At 64.2% G+C, this 19,164-nt stretch carries 18 protein-coding genes and 1 riboswitch; of the genes, 13 read left to right on the top strand and 5 right to left on the bottom strand.

All coding sequences use genetic code 11. The annotated features are described in order from the left end of the window. The first annotated feature begins 11 nt into the window (after positions 1–11). Genes AC5RU9_RS14055 through AC5RU9_RS14045 form a run of 3 tightly spaced genes read left to right on the top strand, consistent with a single transcriptional unit; the run spans position 12 to position 2,009 of the window. Positions 12–617 carry an RNA polymerase sigma factor gene (locus AC5RU9_RS14055; RefSeq protein WP_211713053.1) on the top strand — a complete coding sequence of 202 codons (606 nt, stop codon included), beginning with the start codon at positions 12–14 and terminating at the stop codon, positions 615–617. Next, the gene (locus AC5RU9_RS14050) at positions 614–1,273 is read left to right on the top strand and encodes a hypothetical protein (protein ID WP_494016911.1); all 660 of its coding nucleotides are present in this window, start codon (positions 614–616) and stop codon (positions 1,271–1,273) included. The genes AC5RU9_RS14055 and AC5RU9_RS14050 overlap by 4 nt, the downstream gene beginning before the upstream one ends. Before the next feature lie 25 nt (positions 1,274–1,298). Beyond that, on the top strand, positions 1,299–2,009 hold the full coding sequence (locus tag AC5RU9_RS14045; RefSeq protein WP_494016910.1) for a hypothetical protein: 711 nt from the start codon (positions 1,299–1,301) through the stop codon (positions 2,007–2,009). A 46-nt stretch (positions 2,010–2,055) separates the two neighbouring features. Here AC5RU9_RS14045 and AC5RU9_RS14040 read toward each other — a convergent pair whose 3' ends face one another. From AC5RU9_RS14040 to alr, 3 genes are all read right to left on the bottom strand, one after another. Then, complete coding sequence (locus AC5RU9_RS14040; protein ID WP_494016909.1) at positions 2,056–3,468, bottom strand: MFS transporter; 1,413 nt, start codon at positions 3,466–3,468, stop codon at positions 2,056–2,058. Positions 3,469–3,715: 247 nt separating this feature from the next. Beyond that, positions 3,716–5,323: a PucR family transcriptional regulator gene (locus AC5RU9_RS14035; protein WP_494016908.1), complete on the bottom strand. Its 1,608-nt coding sequence runs from the start codon at positions 5,321–5,323 to the stop codon at positions 3,716–3,718. Beyond that, complete coding sequence (alr, locus tag AC5RU9_RS14030) at positions 5,313–6,545, bottom strand: alanine racemase (protein WP_494016907.1); 1,233 nt, start codon at positions 6,543–6,545, stop codon at positions 5,313–5,315. Before alr ends, AC5RU9_RS14035 begins: the two co-directional genes overlap by 11 nt. Positions 6,546–6,739: 194 nt before the next feature. Here alr and AC5RU9_RS14025 point away from each other — a divergent pair, with 194 nt between their 5' ends. Both AC5RU9_RS14025 and AC5RU9_RS14020 read left to right on the top strand, forming a co-directional pair. After that, positions 6,740–8,170 (top strand): amino acid permease, encoded by a 1,431-nt coding sequence (locus AC5RU9_RS14025; protein ID WP_494017134.1) that lies wholly within the window; start codon positions 6,740–6,742, stop codon positions 8,168–8,170. Next, positions 8,167–9,870, top strand: coding sequence for a flavin monoamine oxidase family protein (locus AC5RU9_RS14020; protein ID WP_494016906.1), 1,704 nt, complete (start codon positions 8,167–8,169; stop codon positions 9,868–9,870). Before AC5RU9_RS14025 ends, AC5RU9_RS14020 begins: the two co-directional genes overlap by 4 nt. A gap of 71 nt (positions 9,871–9,941) precedes the next feature. Here the strand turns inward: AC5RU9_RS14020 and AC5RU9_RS14015 are convergent, their stop codons facing one another. Next, complete coding sequence (locus tag AC5RU9_RS14015; protein ID WP_494016905.1) at positions 9,942–10,460, bottom strand: gamma carbonic anhydrase family protein; 519 nt, start codon at positions 10,458–10,460, stop codon at positions 9,942–9,944. Positions 10,461–10,490: 30 nt separating this feature from the next. Then, positions 10,491–11,342, bottom strand: coding sequence for a formyltetrahydrofolate deformylase (gene purU / locus AC5RU9_RS14010; protein ID WP_494016904.1), 852 nt, complete (start codon positions 11,340–11,342; stop codon positions 10,491–10,493). Positions 11,343–11,377: 35 nt separating this feature from the next. Beyond that, a riboswitch (ZMP/ZTP riboswitch) is annotated at positions 11,378–11,463 on the top strand. A 116-nt stretch (positions 11,464–11,579) separates the two neighbouring features. Between purU and glyA the strand changes: the two genes are divergently transcribed. The 8 genes from glyA to AC5RU9_RS13970 all read left to right on the top strand — a co-directional run bounded on the left by glyA (position 11,580) and on the right by AC5RU9_RS13970 (position 19,115). Continuing rightward, positions 11,580–12,875: a serine hydroxymethyltransferase gene (glyA, locus tag AC5RU9_RS14005; RefSeq protein ID WP_211713063.1), complete on the top strand. Its 1,296-nt coding sequence runs from the start codon at positions 11,580–11,582 to the stop codon at positions 12,873–12,875. Between the two features lie 136 nt (positions 12,876–13,011). Beyond that, on the top strand, positions 13,012–13,905 hold the full coding sequence (locus AC5RU9_RS14000) for a bifunctional methylenetetrahydrofolate dehydrogenase/methenyltetrahydrofolate cyclohydrolase (protein ID WP_211713064.1): 894 nt from the start codon (positions 13,012–13,014) through the stop codon (positions 13,903–13,905). 99 nt (positions 13,906–14,004) lie between these two features. Continuing rightward, entirely contained in the window at positions 14,005–15,183 is a 1,179-nt protein-coding gene (locus AC5RU9_RS13995) for a sensor histidine kinase (protein WP_494016903.1), read from the top strand. Then, positions 15,180–15,845: a response regulator transcription factor gene (locus tag AC5RU9_RS13990; protein WP_494016902.1), complete on the top strand. Its 666-nt coding sequence runs from the start codon at positions 15,180–15,182 to the stop codon at positions 15,843–15,845. The genes AC5RU9_RS13995 and AC5RU9_RS13990 overlap by 4 nt, the downstream gene beginning before the upstream one ends. Before the next feature lie 151 nt (positions 15,846–15,996). Beyond that, positions 15,997–16,317: an SHOCT domain-containing protein gene (locus AC5RU9_RS13985; protein WP_494016901.1), complete on the top strand. Its 321-nt coding sequence runs from the start codon at positions 15,997–15,999 to the stop codon at positions 16,315–16,317. Positions 16,318–16,499: 182 nt separating this feature from the next. Further along, on the top strand, positions 16,500–17,429 hold the full coding sequence (locus AC5RU9_RS13980; RefSeq protein WP_494017133.1) for an ABC transporter ATP-binding protein: 930 nt from the start codon (positions 16,500–16,502) through the stop codon (positions 17,427–17,429). Beyond that, positions 17,422–18,285: an ABC transporter permease gene (locus tag AC5RU9_RS13975; protein WP_494016900.1), complete on the top strand. Its 864-nt coding sequence runs from the start codon at positions 17,422–17,424 to the stop codon at positions 18,283–18,285. Before AC5RU9_RS13980 ends, AC5RU9_RS13975 begins: the two co-directional genes overlap by 8 nt. Beyond that, on the top strand, positions 18,282–19,115 hold the full coding sequence (locus AC5RU9_RS13970; protein WP_494016899.1) for an ABC transporter permease: 834 nt from the start codon (positions 18,282–18,284) through the stop codon (positions 19,113–19,115). The genes AC5RU9_RS13975 and AC5RU9_RS13970 overlap by 4 nt, the downstream gene beginning before the upstream one ends. Positions 19,116–19,164: the final 49 nt, after the last annotated feature.

The following is a 19,164-nucleotide window of genomic DNA, read 5'->3' as shown; positions in this document are numbered from 1 at the left end:
CACTACTAGGTATGAACGACTTGGGGGAACAGGATGCTGAGCTTTGGACGAGATGCGTTGATGGGGACGCCGATGCGCTTGGACTGCTGTTCGACCGGCATTCGGATGCTGTCTTTCGATATTGCCTGAGTCGCACGGGATCTTGGCACGAGGCTGAAGAGCTCGTCTCGGTCACGTTCCTGGAAGCCTGGCGGCAACGCAGGACTTTGACCTTGCAGCGGGACTCGCTACTGCCGTGGTTGCTCGGCGTGGCTACGAACGCTGCACGAAACAGCGCCCGTTCCACTCGCAGATACGAACAGTTCCTGGGCCGGCTCCCACACACGCCCTCCGTTCCGGACCACTCCACAGCAGCTGACGAGCGGATAGACACCGAGCGGCAAGTCCAGGAGCTGCTCTACGGAACCACAGCCCTCACCGATGGTGAACGGGATGTCTTGCTGCTGTGTGTGATGAACGGCTACAGCTACGAAGAAACCGCCACCGCACTGGGCATCCGCGTCGGCACTGTCCGCTCCAGAGCTAACCGGGCCAAGAAAAAACTTCGCTCAGCCGCCCCGCATCTCCTCGCCGACACCCCGGAAAGCCTCACTACCCTGGAATCGAGGTTGTCATGAACCTTTCAGACGTTCTCTATCCCGCAGACACCAAACAGGCTGTCCGCAATTTGCTCATTCAAGAAGCCCGCAAACAGCCAAAACGCGTCCCGTGGTGGCGGAAACCCGCGGCGCTGACCTTCGCCGGCCTGGCCCTCGCAGGCAGCACGGCGGCGGGTGTCTACGTGGCACTGGCACCGGTTGAGGACAAGCGAGACATCCGTTGCTATTTCCACGCCGACCTCACCACCACCTATCCAGTTGCAGGGTCTCCCGGCGACTTCATGCCTCCGTACATCACCACCGGAATATTTATCACCGGCTTTGACGCCAGTAACAATCCCTCGCCGGATGACCCCAACGCGGGAATGATGCAGGTCCAAGACCCTATAGCGAGCTGCGCAGCCCTTTGGGACACCAACGCCATGAACCCCGACGGCATCACCGATGACCTGATACCTGAGGATTTCCCCAGTCCGGCCGAAGTGCCGGTATCGGAAACATGGACGGGGGATCTGGACGCCGAAGGAAACCCGATGATCCCCTCGGGAACACGCGTAACTTCCGGCCATTACGTTCCCGAACTCACCGAGTGCGTCGTTGACAATTCCGTTGCTGTCATCCCGGGCAATGCCGAAGTGTGCGCCAAACTCGGCATCCCGGCCCTCGAAAAATAGCCGAAACCTACTGAACAGGCAGAACATGAAGAAGTCCACCACCGCCTTGACCCTGGCAGCTCTTATCGCTGCCGGCGGGATCTATTACACCGCCACTACCGCCGCCAGTGCTTTCGCCGCCGCTGGAACTGATCAGCGCGCCCCTGGCGCTGCTTCCTCGACCGGGCCTGCAACCGCCCCAGTGTTCGTAGCGATACCTGGCGCTTCCTCGGATGCCATGCCCGTCGTCGGCTTGGATCCTGTAGCTGTGGACGACAGGCGCGACATCCGCTGCTACTACCGGGCCGACCTGACATCCGAATACCGGAGTCCAGGATCCCCAGAGGCGCCCAGGCCTCCCTTCGTGGGAACCGGTATCGAAGAAGTCGGATTCGATGCGAAGACCAACCCAACACCCGAAGACGCCAGTTCCGGGCTGCTGCAGGTCAGCGACCCCATCAACCAGTGCAGCCGGGTGTGGGACCTGGGAGGCATGATCCTGGACGGAATCAACGACGATCTGGTGCCTGAAGACTTCATCGCCCCGCCCCCGGGCGTGCCCGCCGAACATACCTCAACCCCGGGATCAGGCAAAGACCAGAACGGCAAACCCCTTTACGACGATCCAAGCATCAGGACCTTCGGCAACTTCATCCCCTTCCTCACCGAATGCGTCGTCGAAGGAAAAGTGAGCGTCATTCCAGGTACAGCCGACGTCTGTAACGAGCTTGGTGTTCCTGCCCTCGCAAGGACCTAGCCCGGGGCACGGTCTCCGTGCAGTCCCGGTGTCAGTGGGAGAAGTGTCAGTGGGAGAAGTCAGCTGAGATCTCGGCGAGGGTGCGCCCCTTCGTTTCAGGAGCGAGCCATTGCGAGAGGATTGCGCCGAGTAAGGCCACGATGGCGGCAACGACCATGGTTGGGCCCATACCGAAGGTGCTGATCGCCCATGGCAGGGCGAACGTGCCAAGTGCGGCTCCGATGCGGCTGAAGGCCGCGGCGAAGCCCATGCCGATGCCGCGCAGGTGGCCCGGGAACACTTCAGCCGGATAGACCTGCGTCATGGTGGTGTAGCCGGCGTTGAAGAAGGAGAACGCGAGAAACAGGACGAGGATGAGGATCGCTGGTGCGTCCGCCCAGACTCCGATGATGAGCAGAATGCCTGCGCAGATCCATTGGCCGGGCACGGTGAGGATTCGGCGGCCGAGTTTGTCGATCAGAAGTACGGTGGTGACAACACCCGCGGCCGCAAGTGCGGACAATCCGACTCCACCAGCCCAGCCTCCGCCGAGGCCGATTTGCTTGAGCACGTCGTCGGCGAAGGTCGCGATGGCGAAGTACGGAGTGACCGCGCAGAACCAAAAGCCTGAGGTGAAGAGGGTGGTGCGCCAGTACTGCTTCGAGAACAGCATTCCGAAGGAGGCGTTCTTGATTTTGGTTTTGCTCTTCGCGGCTTGGGCTTCCTGGATCATCCTCAGATCCATCTCTTCGGTAATGCTGTCGCGCATTTGCGGCGATTCGACGTACTTGCGTGCAATCGCGAGTGCTTCGTCATGCCGTCCCTTCGTGATGAGCCAGCTCGGTGATTCGGGCAGGCCCAGGCGGGCGAGGAACAGGACGAGCGCCAGTATGGTGCTGGTGCCGATGACGAGGCGCCATGGGGTGCCGGCGTCGTGGAGGAGCGTGCCGACGATGAACGCCACCATGAAACCGATGTACCAAGCGATCAGAGTCAGTCCTAGGAGTCGCCCCCGGAGCTTTGGAGGGGAGAACTCCGAGAGCAAGGGCCCGCCGATGGAGTACTCGCCGCCGATGGCGACGCCCATGAAGAACCGGATGATGGCCAGCTGGATCACGGCCCCGTCTCCGGAGGTTACGAAGAATTGGGCCCCTGAGGCGACCAGGAAAAGGCCCATGTCCACGAGGAACATGGGCTTGCGTCCGAACTTGTCGGTAGCCCACCCGGCCAGCGGGGAGCCGACGAAGATACCCACCAGCGGGCCTGCGGCAATCATGCCCAGCGATAGTTCGTCGAGCTGGAGATCTGTGCGCATGAGTCCGGCGACGGGCCCGATGATTCCGAGGATGTAGCCATCGAGGAACATCCCGCCGATGAAGACAGCCACAAGCCGCACCATGAAACGGCGTTTGAACGTGGAGCTGGTCTCTTTTGAGATGGAGGGGTCGACGGCTGCCGTCGCCCTGCTCGGTTGATTCATTGAGATGTGTTCCCTTCTGGCTTCAGCGCAAACCGCTGACGGCACCAGGGCGCCGCTTCCTGACGTTCGGACAGACGCGGTCCTTAGCGACCTACGGACAAAGCCCGACTGGCACGATGCCAGCCGGTGGCGGGGCCGCGAGGTGAATTACGGCGTCGTCAAAACCCAGAGTCGATGGGGTGGATGTGACATACGACTCATATATCAGAACTCTAAGTGTGCGATCCGCCACAGTCAAGCTTTTTTCCTAAGTGACGATCTCGGGCGAGGACGCCACCAGTTCCTCCACGTACTGCAACGCGAACCACAGTTCGGCACGAACCTGCGCCTGGTTGAGGTCCATCTCCAGCAGTTCGCCCAGCACACCGATCTGGCGACGCACGCTGTTACGGTGCAGTCCCAGGAGTTTGGCCGAGCCGTCCCAGCTGCCGTTTTCGCTGAGCCACCCCCGCAGCACGCCCAGTAGCGGGTCCCTGCGGTCGGGTTCCAGTGCCAGCACGGGCCCGAGCAGCCGTGCGGCCAGCATGGTTCCGGCATCGCGGCCCAGAAGGCCAGTCACTGACCACGTCACCTCATCCACGCGTGCGCTCAGGCCGGTAGAAAGCACGCGTGAACGCAACGAACTGGCCCGCTGATAGGCCGCTGCGAGCCCGGTCATTTCCGTTGGTTCGCCGATGACCAAGCGCCAACCTAGCTTCTCGACATCCGCGAGCAGGGAATCGTCAACGCGCAGCCGTGTGATGGCCGCGAAGCCGTACTCGGTGACCTCCACCAGCTTGGTATCGAACAAGCGACGCCACTGCAGCACTTCACGGACCGGGCCGTCGTCAGCTGCGTCCTCCGTCCGGACCCCCTGTATCACGCGCATCGGGGCGGATCGGGTGGAGGACAGGCTCTGGGCGAGCAGGTCCTTCAAGCCGTTGACATGCTTGGTGCTCCCCGTGGCGAGGGATTCCGGATGCAGGAGGACCGCCGTCGCCAGTTGGCTGGGGGCCAGCGAGCCGCTGGTCCGCTGCCTCACCAGCAACTCCAGCAACCCCACCGCAGCCTGCACCACGTTGTTCTGCGCAGGCGTCAGGGGCGTGTCCGAGCCGAGGATCAGGGCACCGAGGTTGGCGTCCTTGGTGCTGCGCAGCGGATGCCCGAATACCAGGGCCGATCCCGGTTGGTCGAAACCGTCCATTTCAACCCGGGGCCCGCTGCCTGACAGCAGCCTTCCCAGCATCGGTTCCAGGAGGGAATGTTCGACGCCGGTGCTGCCGCCGGCGTTGTGCCCGCGGGCACGTACCCGCCCGTCCGCACCCACCAGGACAGCCCACACCGGCACGCGCTGGACCAGCGCGGCAAGCAGTTCGTGTTCCGGCCTGGGGGAGAGGACTGCCCGCATGAGCTGGCGGTTGGTGTCGGCCAGTTGGCGGAACACCCGCGCGTTGTCGGTTTCCAGAAGCTGCGAGAACTCCAACCCGATGGCCGCGAAGGGCACGGATTCGGGCACCTCGAACAGGGTGAGGTTCTGCCTGCGGCAAGCGTCCAGCAGCACGTCAGGGACGGCGTCGAAATAGGGCCTGATCCCGAATCCGAGTGCCGCCACCTTCGCCTCGACCAGCCGTTGGACGTAGGCATCCACCTTCGCCGCCGAGCCACCCTCCGCAAGGAAAGGCAGCCCGGCGGTCAGGAGGAACTCGCCCTCGGGCAGGTAGGGCGTGGGGTCCTCAAGCTCGCTCGGTTCCACCCACCGCAGCAGCGAGGCGCCGCTGCCGCCGTCGTGAAGCATTTTCAACTCCGGCGGCAGCTGCTCCACGAACTGTTCGAGCGTGACGAAACTCAGGCGGGCGGTGGCGGGCTCAGGCGACATTGCCCGGCCCGGCGGCTGCCGGCTCCTGGTAGTCGGGGCACTGGTAAGCGGTAGTGGCGTAGGCCCGCGGCAGGCGAGGGGCGATCCTGTTGATGATTTCGTCCCCGTGGCTGCCGATTGCGGCGCCCCAATCGTCGGCGCTCGCCGCCCCGCATGCGGGGTCGCCGAACAACACAGCTGTGTCGCCGACGTCGATTCCCGTGGCGTCCGGGCCCAGGTCAACCATGAACTGGTCCATGCAGACCTTGCCGATCACCGGTACGCTGCGGCCTGCGATGTTCACCACGGACCGTCCGCTGATGCCTTTGGGTATGCCGTCCGCGTAGCCGAGCGGGATCAGTCCGAGGTACCGGGGTTCGTAGGTGATTGCCTGGTGTTCGTAGCTCACTCCGGTGCCGGCGGGGACCTTCTTGACCATCACCAGCGGGGCAGTGACGCTGAGCGCGGGGCGCAGCCCGAAGTCTGCCGGGTCCAGGTGATCGGCGGGGGCGAGGCCGTAGATGGCCAGCCCTGCCCTGACCATGTCGAAGTGGAATTCGGGCCGTTCCAGGATATTGGCGGAGCTGGATACGTGCCGGAGTTCGGGGGTGAGCCCGGCTTCCCGAGCCTCGCGGACCGCGTCTTCGAACTCGGCGACGGCGGTCGCGTTGCCTGGGTGCGCGGGTACATCGGCCCAGGCCAGGTGGGTCCAGAGACCACGAACGCGCAGGGTCCCGTCGAGTTCGGCCTGCCGCGCCCGGGCCACCAGCTCGGCCCAATCCTCCTTGCGCGCACCGCCACGGCTCAGGCCGCTGTCCAGTTCCAGGTGTACGACGGCGGGGCGGCCAAGGCGTCCAGCGATACCTACCAGCACCTCCAGTTGACCGACGCTTCCCAGGGAAACATCCACATCGTTTTCGAGGGCTTCAAGGATGGTGGCACTCGTCTGGGATGCCAGATAGAGCCACGAAAGGATGGGGACCGTGATTCCTGCTTGCCGCAGTGCAATGGCCTCGGTGAGCTGGGCGGTTCCCAACCAATCGGCTCCCGCCGCAACAGCTTCGCGGGCCACTTCAACCAGTCCGTGACCATAGGCGTTGCCCTTCACCACGGCCATGAAGCAGGGCGCTTCGCTGCGCTTTTTCAGGGACCTGACATTGTCTGAAATTGCGGACAGGTCGACGGTGACCTGTCCGGAAAGGGCAGCCGGGGCTGCCGCTTGATACTGTGCATTACGTCTCATGGTTGAACACTATAGGTCATTTTGCACCGCAGTGAGAGGTGGCTCACATGCCAGTCTTGTGGAGGGGAAATCGAAACTACTTTGAAGGGACGTCAAGGGTGACCGTGCCTGTGAACACCAAAAACGAAGCGGCGGTGAGCGTGACGAGGCCCAGCCTCGGAGCCCAGCTTCTGCGCCGCAAGCCCATCGGCCAGATGGTCGATGAAGCCGGAAGCAGCGAGGGCGGTACGCCGTTGGTCCGCAGCTTCGGCGTACTCCAGCTGACCATGATCAGTGTTGGCGCCACGCTTGGCACCGGCATCCTGGTGATCCTCGGCGAGTCCGTGCCCCTGGCGGGCCCGGCCATCTGGATCTCCTTCGTCATAGCCGGCCTGGCCGCGCTCCTCTCTGCCGTTTCCTACGCCGAAATGGCCGGACTCGTCCCGGTGGCCGGATCCAGCTACTCCTATTCCTACGCCACCATGGGCGAGGGCATGGCCTGGATCTGTGGCTGGTGCCTGGTGCTGGAGTATGCTGTCTCCGTCGCAGCCGTGGCCGTGGGTGCGGGGCAGTACGTCAATGAGACGTTGGCAGCGTTTGGACAGTTCCTGCCTGACGCCGTCAGCCAGCCGCCGGGCGACGGGGGCGTCGTCAACCTCCCCGCGCTGATCATCGTGGTTCTTGCCATGATCCTGCTGGTACGAGGTGCGCGGGAAAGTGCATGGATCAACACCACAATCGTCATGATCAAGGTGGGCATCCTGATCTTCTTCTGCGCCGTGGCGTTCACCGCGTTCAACGCAGGCAACTTTGAACCTCTCCTGCCCATGGGCGCAGCAGGCGTATCAGCCGCAGCGTCCAGTGTCTTCTTCTCCTACATCGGCTTCGATGCCGCCTCCACCGCCGGCGAGGAAGCCAAGAACCCCAAGCGTGACCTGCCCCGCGCCATCATGCTCTCCATGGTGATCGTCACCAGCATCTACGTCCTGGTTGCCGTGGCCGCCATCGGTGCCCGCCCGTGGGGCTGGTTCGATGGCACCGAAGCCGCCCTGGTTCAGATCCTCCACGAAATCACCGGCCAGCCGTGGACCGCCCTGGTCTTCTCCATCGGTGCCGTGCTCGCGATTGCCAGCATCGTACTGACCGTCCTCTACGGGCAGACACGCATCATGCTGTCCATGTCCCGCGATGGCATGGTCCCCAAGGTCTTTGGCCGCGTCTCCCGCCGAACCGGCACCCCGGTGGCCGGAACCCTGATCATCGGGACCGCCGTCGCCCTCACCGCTGGCCTGGTCCCGCTCGGTGCGTTGGCGGACGCCACCAGCATCGGTACGCTCTTCGCCTTCGCACTGGTCAACGTCGCCGTCATCTACCTGCGGCGCAACCGCCCCGACCTTGAGCGAAGCTTCCGGGTCCCGCTGTACCCGATCACACCCATACTGGGAACCCTCATGTGCGCGTACCTGATGCTCAACCTCGGTGCCGACACCTGGATTACGTTCGGCGTATGGATGCTTGTGGGCATCGCCATCTACTTCGGCTATGGACGCCGGAACTCCAAGGTAGCCGCGCTCAGCGAGCAGGACTACCGTGAAATGACCACCAGGGCCATGAGCCCGGAACCTGTGAAAGCAGACAATCCATGACCATCGCCACCGAACTCCCCGTCGCTAACGCTTCTGCTGCCGAAGCCGACAACAAAGCACCCATCACGATGCTGAACCCGGACTTCCCCTTCAGCTACGACCACTATCTGGCTCACCCTGACGGGCTGGGTTCGGTTCCCGAAGAGCTGTACGGCACCGAAGTGGCCATCATCGGTGCCGGCCTGTCCGGGCTGGTCACCGCCTACGAGCTGATGAAGCTCGGCCTCAAACCGGTCATCTACGAGGCCGACCAAATCGGTGGGCGCCTCCGCACAGCCAGCTTCCCGTCCGCCCCCGGCGTCGTGGCCGACCTTGGCGGCATGCGCTTCCCTGTCTCGGGTAAGGCGTTCTACCACTACGTGGACCTGCTCGGCCTGGACACCAACGAATTCCCCAACCCCATGGCTCCGGCCACGTCCAGCACCGTCATTGAGCTCGCTGGCAAGAAGCACTACGCCACCACCGCTGATGAGCTGCCGGAGTTCTTCCGCGAAGTGGCCGACGCTTGGAAAGCCGCAGTGAACGACGGCGCAGCCTTCGCCGAAATGCAGGAAGCCATCAAGGCCCGCGACACCCAGCGGATCAAGGAGCTGTGGAACGCGCTCCTGCCGGAACTGGACGAGCAAACCTTCTACGGCTTCATCGCTGCCAGCAAGTCCTTCAAGGAAGCCGGCTTCGCGCATCGTGAAGCGTTCGGCCAGGTGGGCTTCGGTACGGGCGGTTGGGACACCGACTTCCCCAACTCCATCCTCGAAATCCTTCGGGTCGTTTACACCGACGCCGACGATCAGCACCGCTCCATTGCGGGAGGAGCGCAAAGGCTCCCCGAGGCACTTTGGAACCACGCGCCGTCGGGCATTAAGCACTGGCCGGAAGGTACCTCGCTTTCGTCCTTGCACTCCGGATCCCCGCGCGGAGCCGTGGACAATATCCGCCGCGCAGAAAACGGCGACCTCCTGGTCCGCGAGAACTGGGGACGCGAAGCGACCTATCAGGCCGTGGTGACCACCTGCCAGTCGTGGCTGTTGTCGACGCGCATCCACACCGAGGAAGCGCTGTTCCCGGCCGAGCTGTGGACGGCGATCGAGCGCTCGCACTACATGCAGTCGTCCAAGACGTTCGTCATGGTGGACAGGCCGTTCTGGAAAGACATCGACCCGGAGACCGGGCGCGAGGTTTTGTCCATGACGCTCACCGACCGCCTCAACCGGGCAACGTATCTGCTCGACGACGGCCCGGACAAGCCCGCTGTCATCCTCCTGTCCTACACATGGAACGACGACGCATTGAAGTGGCTGGCCCTGACCGCAGAGGAGCGCGTCAAGCTGATGCTTCACTCGCTGGAGCAGATCTACCCCGGTGTGGACATCGCAAGCCACATCGTTGGGCAGCCCATCACGGTGTCCTGGGAAGCGGATCCCAACTTCATGGGCGCCTTCAAGGCCAACCTGCCTGGGCACTACCGCTACCAACAGCGCCTGTTCACGCACTTCAAGCAGGACCAGCTGCCTGAGCACCAGCGCGGCATCTTCCTGGCCGGCGACGACGTGTCCTTCACCGCTGGCTGGGCCGAGGGCGCCGTGACCACGGGGCTGAACGCCGTCTGGGGCGTGGTGAACCACCTCGGTGGCTCATCCGTTGCCGGCAACCCGGGTCCGGGCGACCTGCTGGACGAGCTCGGCCCGATCTCCCTGGATTAGGTTCCGTTGCGAGGCCCGCTCTGCACCCTAAAACCTCAGGTTAGGGTGCAGAGCGGGCCTCGCATTGGTCTTTAAGCGTGCATTTCCCGATGAGCGGCAGCGAGTTCCCTGTAGTGGGCTGCGTTGTGCTTGACGCCCTCAAACTCGTCGTCCGTGAGTTCCCTCCGGACCTTCGCCGGGACACCTGCAACAAGTGAGCGTGGGGGAATGACAGTGCCTTCCAACACCACGGCACCGGCAGCAATGAGGGAGCCCGTGCCAATCACGGCGCCGTTGAGAATGGTGGCGCTCATACCGATCAGGCAGTCGTCCTCCACAGTGCAGCCATGGACCACAGCGCTGTGCCCAACGGAGACGCGCTCGCCCACGGTGCAAGGGAAACCCGGGTCCGCGTGCAGGACTACGTTGTCCTGCAGGTTCGAACCCGCGCCGACCTTGATGGCGGCCGTATCGGCGCGGACAGAAACGCCGTAGAAGGCACTGGAGTCCTGGGCCAGCGTGGCCTTGCCAATGATGGACGCGGTGGGCGCCACGAAAGCAGATTCATGGATGTCCGGGGTGTCCCCGGCGAAAGTGTAAGAGGGAGCCATGCGCCCAGCTTAGTTGGGCGCGGCGGGGCCTTAGTTGAACACCACGGTCCGGGTGCCGTCCAGGAGCACCCGGTGTTCGGCGTGCCACTGCACGGCCTGGGCCAAGGTACGGCCTTCAACGTCGCGGCCCATTTGTACGAACTGGGCAGCCGTACGGGCGTGGTCCACGCGGATGACTTCCTGCTCGATGATCGGACCCTCGTCGAGGTCGGCGGTCACATAGTGTGCCGTGGCGCCAATGATCTTTACGCCGCGTGCGTGGGCCTGGTGGTACGGCTTGGCGCCTTTGAAAGAGGGGAGGAACGAGTGGTGGATGTTGATGGCCTTGCCGTTCAACTCCGTGCACAGATCATTGGAGAGGACCTGCATGTACCGGGCCAGGACGGTCAGTTCGACGTCGTGCTCGGCGATCAGCTTCAGCAGTGCGGCCTCGGCCTGTGGCTTGGTGTCCGGTGTTACGGGGATGTGGTGGAACGGGATGCCGTAGAACTCGGCCAGCGGCTCCAGGTCGCGGTGGTTCGACACGATGGCCGGAACCTCGATGGGCAGGGTGCCGGTGCGCTGCTGGAACAAGAGGTCGTTGAGGCAGTGCGCGTCCTTGGAGCACAGGATGATGGTGCGGACCTTCTCAGCGACGGGGTTGATCTGCCAGGTCATGCCGAACGATTCGGCCACCGGCCGCAGTGCAGCGGTCAGGTCCGCCTGGGTGCTCGACGTCGTTGCCTCCACCCGCATGAAGAAGTTGCCGGTGCTGGGGCTTCCGTACTGCTGGGAGTCGGCAATGTTGCAGCCGGCCTCGAGCAAGGCTCCGGCTACCGCATGGACGATGCCGGGACGGTCGGGGCAGGACAGGGTTACAACGAAAGCGGCGGAGTCAGTCACGCGGATAAGCCTACCCGTGCTGCCTTGTTGTACTGTTAATGGGTCGCAACTGGCGTTGGGTGGACTACCACCAGGGAGCGGCAATCATGAAGACCACGGATCGTACGCCTGGGCCGAGGGTCATGTCTTACCGCTGCACGCACGTGACCGATCCCTCCTGTCATCAAGGGGACGCGGGAATGCTGCTGCCGGTAGCCTGACCTGTAGCACCACCCGTTGCCTAGCCAGGAGATCTCCGTGACTACCTCAACCACTTCCGCGTCTGTCAGCAACCAGTCGCTTGCCGATCTCGATCCCGAGATCGCAGCAGTCCTCAACCAGGAACTTGGCCGCCAGCGTGGCACCCTGGAAATGATTGCGTCCGAAAACTTCGCCCCCCGCGCCGTCATGGAAGCCCAGGGCTCCGTCCTGACCAACAAGTACGCCGAGGGTTACCCGGGCCGCCGCTACTACGGTGGCTGTGAATACGTCGACGTCGCTGAGCAGCTCGCCATCGACCGCGTCAAGGAACTCTTCGGTGCCGAGTACGCCAACGTCCAGCCGCACTCCGGTGCCCAGGCCAACGCTGCAGCGCTCTCCGCCATGATCACCCCGGGCGACAAGATCCTGGGCCTGTCCCTGGCTCACGGTGGACACCTGACCCACGGCATGAAGCTGAACTTCTCCGGCAAGCTCTACAACGTAGCTGCTTACCAGGTTGAAGAAGACAACTTCCGCATCGACATGGACAAGCTCCGCGAGCAGGCCATCGCCGAGAAGCCTCAGGTCATCATTGCCGGTTGGTCCGCCTACCCGCGCCATCTCGACTTCGCTGCGTTCCGCTCCATCGCCGACGAGGTCGGCGCACTCCTTTGGACGGACATGGCACACTTCGCCGGCCTCGTTGCAGCAGGCCTGCACCCGAGCCCGGTCCCGTACTCCGACGTCGTCACCTCCACGGTCCACAAGACCCTCGCGGGTCCGCGTTCCGGTGTGATCCTTGGCAAGCAGGAGTGGGCCAAGAAGCTCAACTCCAGCGTCTTCCCGGGCCAGCAGGGTGGGCCGCTCATGCACGTCATCGCCGCCAAGGCCGTTGCCTTCAAGATCGCCGGCAGCGAAGAGTTCAAGGAGCGCCAGGAGCGTGTCCTCGAGGGTGCCAAGATCATCGCTGACCGCCTGAACCAGTCCGACGTTGCCGAAGCCGGCGTCTCGGTCCTCACCGGCGGAACCGACGTTCACTTGGTCCTGGTCGACCTGCGCAACTCGCAGCTGGACGGGCAGCAGGCCGAAGACCTCCTGCACTCCGTGGGCATCACCGTGAACCGCAACGCCGTTCCGTTCGACCCCCGCCCGCCGATGGTCACCTCCGGCCTCCGCATCGGTACGCCTGCCCTGGCTACCCGCGGTTTCGGTGCCACCGAGTTCACCGAGGTCGCCGAGATCATCGCCACCGCACTGAAGGCCGGCTCCGCCGCCGACGTCGAAAGCCTCCAGGCCCGCGTCGACAAGCTCGCCGCTGACTTCCCGCTGTACCCGCAGCACGAGCAGTGGTAACCAGCCCTTTTACGGCTGAACACGCATTACCCGGGCATTGAACCGGAGCCGACGGGATCCGCCGCCACATCTTCGGCGGTGGGTCCCGTTGGCATGAGCCTCCAAAACAGGTCACCCACCAGAAAGAGCAGATGGAATGACACAGTCCACCGCACAGATCCTTGACGGCAAGGCCACCGCCGCAGCCATCAAGGCAGAACTGACCACTCGCGTTTCCGTCCTCGCTGCCAAGGGCATCGTCCCTGGCCTGGGCACCATCCTGGTGGGTTCGGACCCCGGCAGCACCTGGTACGTCGGCGGCAAGCACAAGGACTGCGCCGAGGTTGGTATCCAGTCCATCCGCCGCGACCTCCCGGAAGACATCAGCCAGGAAGACCTCCTGAAGGTAGTCCAGGAGCTGAACGACAACCCGGAGTGCACCGGCTACATCGTCCAGCTTCCGCTGCCCAAGCACATCGACCAGGACGTCATCCTCGAAGCCATGGATCCCGACAAGGACGCCGATGGCCTGCACCCCATGAACCTCGGCCGCCTGGTGGCCAACGTCAACGGCGAAATGAAGTCCCCGCTGCCCTGCACGCCCAAGGGCTGTGTGGAGTTGCTGCGCCGCCACAACATCGAACTCAAGGGCAAGCGCGTCCTGGTGGTCGGCCGCGGCGTCACCATCGGCCGCCCGATCGGCCTGTTGCTGACCCGCAAGGAAGTCAACGCAACCGTCATCCTGGCCCACACCGGAACGGTGGACCTGCCCGCGGAACTCAAGCAGGCCGACGTCGTGATCGCCGCTGCCGGCGTGCCGCACATGATCAAGGCTGAAGACCTCAAGCCGGGCGCCATAGTGCTCGACGTCGGCGTCAGCCGCGTGGACGACGGCAACGGTAAGGCTGTTGTCACCGGAGACGTGGACCCGGCAGCTGCCGACGTCGCCGCCTGGCTGTCCCCGAACCCGGGCGGCGTGGGCCCGATGACCCGCGCAATGCTCCTCGCCAACGTGGTGGAGAGCGCCGAACGCCAGGCCGGCATCGCCTAGGTTCCCGCGAACACAGCAGGGCGCCTACTCCCCACGGAGTAGGCGCCCTGCTCCGTTAACCCGACGACGCCACACAACAACCACGGCTAGGCTCTGTGTATGCAGCCCCGTTCCCCTGAGCCCGCGTGGAGTCCGGGGCCACAGCACATCGCAGGCCCCCGCCGCTTCGCGGGCCCGCCCACAAGTTTCATCGTCATCACGGTGGCTGTGATCCAGCTTGTGGGGACGCTGTTCTCTGCAGGCCACCAGGATGCGCCACGGCCCTTGGATGCGCTTGCGATCCTCCTGCTCCTCGCCGGTCCGGCCGGGTTGGCGTACCGGAAGCGGGAGCCGCAAGTGATGCTCCCGGTCGCGCTCGTCGCTACCGGAGCCTACTTGGCGTTCGGCTACGCCTGGGGGCCCATCGTCCTGTCCTTGGCGCTCGCAATCGTGCTCACGGCAGCTGCAGGGCTGCGGTGGCAAGCATGGGCGGGCGCCGGCATCGCGGCTGCGGCGGTCGTCGTAGGGTCAGCAATGACCGGCGACGAGAACTGGCCCGTGCGAGCGTCTGCGGGCGTCGCCTGGGCCGCGATCCTGGTCCTTGTAGGACAAGGCTTCCGACGGCGGAGCGAACGGTTCGCCGAATACCGACGGCGCCGCGAGGAAGCACAGAAGGCGGAACGCGACGAGTACAGGCTCACCTTGGCCCGCGACATCCACGATGTCGTGGCCCATTCCCTTTCCATGATCAACGTCCAGGCCTCAGTGGCCCTGCATGTTGGTGCCCACGATCCGGAGAAGCTCAGGCCCGCCCTCGAAGCCATCAAGGCCGCCAGCAAGGAGTCATTGACCGAGGTCCGCCAGCTCCTGGGCGTGCTGCGCGAGGACGTTCCGCTGGCCCCTGCCGCGCGGCCCACGCTGGCCCGTATCCCCGAGCTGCTGCGGAACGCGGAGGTCGGTGGTCTTCGGGTGACGCTGGAGGACAACGCAGACCATCAACGTGTCGGGCCCGCCCAGCAGGAAGCCACCTACCGGATCATCCAGGAAGCCCTGACCAACGTCGGCAGGCACTCAGGCGCCCGATCCGCCGTCGTACGCATTACCCAAACCGGCGCGTCGCTGACGGTGACCATTGACGACGACGGCGCGGGCATGGGCGGCGCGCTCCCCGGCAACGGCCTCACGGGGATGCGTGAGAGGGCTGTCGCCTTGGGCGGGTCGCTCACGCTGCACGGCCTGGAACCGGGCTTGCGCGTCGAAGCAACCTTGCCGATCCACCAAGAAGGAACCCGCCCATGATCCGCATCCTCCTGGCCGACGACCAAACCCTCATCCGGGCCGGCTTCCGCGCGCTCCTGGACGCCGAACCGGACATGGAAGTGGTGGGGGAGGCCGGCACCGGCCGCGACGCTGTCCGCCTCGCGACCCGGGACAGGCCCGACGTCATCCTCATGGACATCCGCATGCCGGACGACGACGGCCTCACCGCCACCCGCAAAATCCTGGGCGACCCGGCCCTGGCAGGCACGCGCGTCATCATCCTCACCACGTTCGAACTGGACGAGTACATCGCCGAAGCCGTGCGGGCCGGAGCCGCGGGCTTCCTGGTCAAGGACACTGAGCCGGCTGAGCTCATCCGGGCCGTCCGGGTGGTCCACGATGGGGACGCGCTGCTCTCCCCATCGGTCACCCGGCGGATCATGGCCCAGCTCGCATCGCAGAGCCGTGCTGCCGGCAAGGTGGTCCCGCTGGAGCAGGTGACCGAGCGTGAACGCGAAGTCCTTGCCCTGGTGGGCGAGGGCCTGAACAACGCCGAGATCGCCGAACGGCTCTTCATCACGCCGCTCACAGCCAAGACCCATGTTTCGCGCATCATGACCAAGTTGATGGTCCGGGACCGGTCCCAACTGGTGGTCCTTGCTTACGAATCCGGACTGGTGAGGCCCGGGTGGAGCAGCTGACCCACCTGGAGCGACTCCGCCGGGAGTAGTCCGCCGCCCGAAAGTGACTCCCGACGGCGGACGCCTCACCGGCCGTGCCCGAGCAGACTCGAACCAGAGCCGAAAGACGGTTCACGCCGGGCATCGGCGACGCAGAGTTTGGATCACTGACATGTTCACCGCATTGACCTCGATCGTCGGAGAGACCACCACGCTTGGGGGAGCGCTGGCCCAGTTGCCAGCCACCGTCGCCGCGCACGGTCCTTGGGGCGACGGACCACACTGGCCGTTTTTCATCATCTTCCCGTTGTTCTGGATCATCGTGATCGGCTTGTTCATTTTCGTGGGCCGGCGTACGTGGCGCCGCAACCATCACTGGGCCGCAACCCAAGGCGCCGAGGGTGTATTGCGGGAGCGGTATGCGCGCGGCGAGATTGACGAGACCGAGTTCCGCCAGCGGTTGGAGGTGCTGCGCTCGCAACCGGGCAGCTGAGCAGCGTGGCCAGGCAGCTGAGCAGCGCGGCCGGCTAAGCGAGAGGGTTCTTGCAGGAATATCTGCAAGAGCCCTTTCACATATTCCCCGGCGCTACTAGTCTGCTGAGGGTGCACAATGAAGCAACCCGCTCGCAGACACCGTCACCGACCCAGTCAGAATCGTCGCAAACCAGCTTCGACATGAACCAGCCAACCGTCATCAGTGCGCGGAACCTCACCAAGGCCTATGGTGAGCTCACCGCCGTGGACAACATCTCCTTCGACGTGCCTGCGGGGGAGTCCTTCGGCCTCCTTGGACCCAACGGTGCCGGGAAGTCCACCACCATGAGAATGATCGGCGGCGTCTCCCAGCGCACTTCCGGCTCGCTCAGCATCATGGGCCTGGATCCCGAATCCCGTGGCCCCGAAGTGAGGGCGCACCTGGGCGTGGTCCCGCAGCAGGACAACCTGGACGAGGAACTGCGGGTCCGCGAGAACCTGATCGTGTACGGACGCTATTTCGGCCTTCCGCTGAGCTACCTGCGGCCCAAAGCCGATGAGCTCCTGGAATTCGCGCAGCTGACGGACAAAGCCAACTCGAAGGTGGATGCGCTGTCCGGTGGCATGAAGAGGCGGCTCACCATTGCGCGGTCACTCATCAATGAGCCACGAATCCTCCTCCTTGACGAGCCCACCACAGGCCTGGACCCGCAAGCCCGCCACATCCTCTGGGACAGGCTCTTCCGGCTCAAGGAGAGCGGTGTGACGCTCATCCTCACCACGCACTACATGGACGAGGCCGAGCAGCTGTGCGACCGGTTGATCGTGGTGGACAAGGGCCGCATCATGGCCGAAGGGTCGCCCGCCAACCTGATCCGCGAGCACTCCTCGCGCGAAGTACTTGAACTCAGGTTCGGATCCGAGCGGAACGCGACCATCGGCGTCGAACTCCAAGGCATCGGTGAGCGGCTGGAGACGCTGCCCGACCGTGTGCTCATCTACGCGCACGACGGCGAGGCCGCGTTGGAGCAGGTCACTTCGCGCGGGCTGCGGCCCATGACGTCGCTGGTGCGCCGATCATCGCTGGAGGACGTGTTCCTGCGGCTTACCGGTAGGAGCCTTGTTGACTGACGCGGCCAACAAACCAATCACGACGGCGGCGCCACCGCTGCGGGCCCACTCACCTGAAGTTTCGGCTGCCCGGGCGCGGCGCTGGGGTGCCTTTTTCTACGCGGAGCAGGTGCTCCGCGTCATGCGCAACTACGGCTGGTCCGTGGTCCTTTACAGTGTGGGCCAGCCGGTGGCGTACCTGTTCGCCATGGGGGTCGGGCTCGCCAGCTTGGTGGACGCCAACAGCGAAGCGGCATTCGGCGGCGTCAGCTACCTCGAATTCGTGGCGCCCGCGCTGCTGGTATCCGCAGCGGTGATGACGGCGTCGGGGGAGTTTTCGTACCCCATCATGGACGGCTTCAAATGGCGACGGGTGTTCTACGGCCCCCACGCTTCGCCGTTGATTCCACAGCAGATCGCCAGTGGCCACATCATGGCCAGCACGGTCCGGTTCCTGTTGCAATCGGTGGTCTACTTCTTAGTGGTGGCCCTATTCGGTGCCTCGCCGAGCCCGTGGGGGTGGGTTTCGGCCCTTGTGGCCACCGTGTCAGCATTGTCTTTCGGCCTGCCCTTGATGGCCTACGCCGCGAGCATCACCCAGGACAAGGGGCAGTTCGCCTTGGTCCAGCGGTTCATCGTGATGCCGTTGTTCCTTTTCTCGGGCACATTCTTCCCGCTTGATAACCTGCCGCTGGCCGTCCGCTGGATCGGGTGGATCTCGCCTGTTTGGCATGGAACGGAGTTGGGACGCGTCTTCACCTACGGCATGGATCAGAACCCGCTGCTGACCATCACGCACGTGGTGTTCCTGCTGGCCACAGCCGCCGTTGGATGGGTCCTTGTCCGACGCCAGTTCGTACGAAGGATGGGCTCATGAGTGTCCTCACTGGTGGCCACAGCGCCACGGATCTCGCCCGGGAGCGGAACTTCGGGTCGTTGTACTCACGCAACGCCCGGGCCGTTGTGGGTCGCGGGCTCATGGCGGCCAAGAGCAGCACCTGGCTGGTGTTGGTGTCCGGTTTCTTCGAGCCCGTGCTGTTCCTGCTTGCCATGGGGGTGGGCATGGGCTCGATCGTGGGTACGGTTCAGGGTCCGGGAGGCGGTGAGATCAGCTACGCGGCCTACATTGCGCCTGCCCTGTTGGCGGTCTCGGCCATGAACGGGGCCATCTACGATTCCACCTGGAACGTGTTCTTCAAGATGAACTTCGCCAAGCTGTACCAAGGGATGCTCTACACGTCGCTGGGGCCGCTGGACGTTGCCATCGGTGAGATCTTCCTGGCCCTGCTGCGCGGCTTGCTGTACGCCACCGGGTTCACCGCCGTCATGGGGGTGATGGGGCTGCTTACCAGTTGGTTGGCCATCCTTGTCATCCCGGCGTCCGTGTTGATCGCCTTTGGGTTTGCAAGCTTTGGCATGGGCATTACCAGCTTTATGAAGACCTTCCAGCAGATGGATTGGATCAACTTCTTCCTGCTGCCCATGTTCTTGTTCAGCGCCACGTTCTACCCGCTGAGTGTCTACCCGCAGGTCATCCAATGGTTCATCCAGGCCATGCCCCTGTGGCACGGGGTGGAGTTGCTCCGGCAGATCAGCGTGGGTTCGTTCAGCCCTGCAACGGCCATCCATGTGGCGTATTACGTGGTGATGATCGGACTCGGGATCATGTTGACCACCGGGCGGCTGCGCCAACTGTTCCTCAAATGATGGAGATTTTGCACAGCCAACGCAAAAACTCCCGTGTTCGCCGTCCGTG

The sequence above is a fragment of the Arthrobacter sp. B0316-5-4 genome, from assembly GCF_059090325.1.
This window is presented reverse-complemented; position numbering and strand designations above follow the sequence as displayed.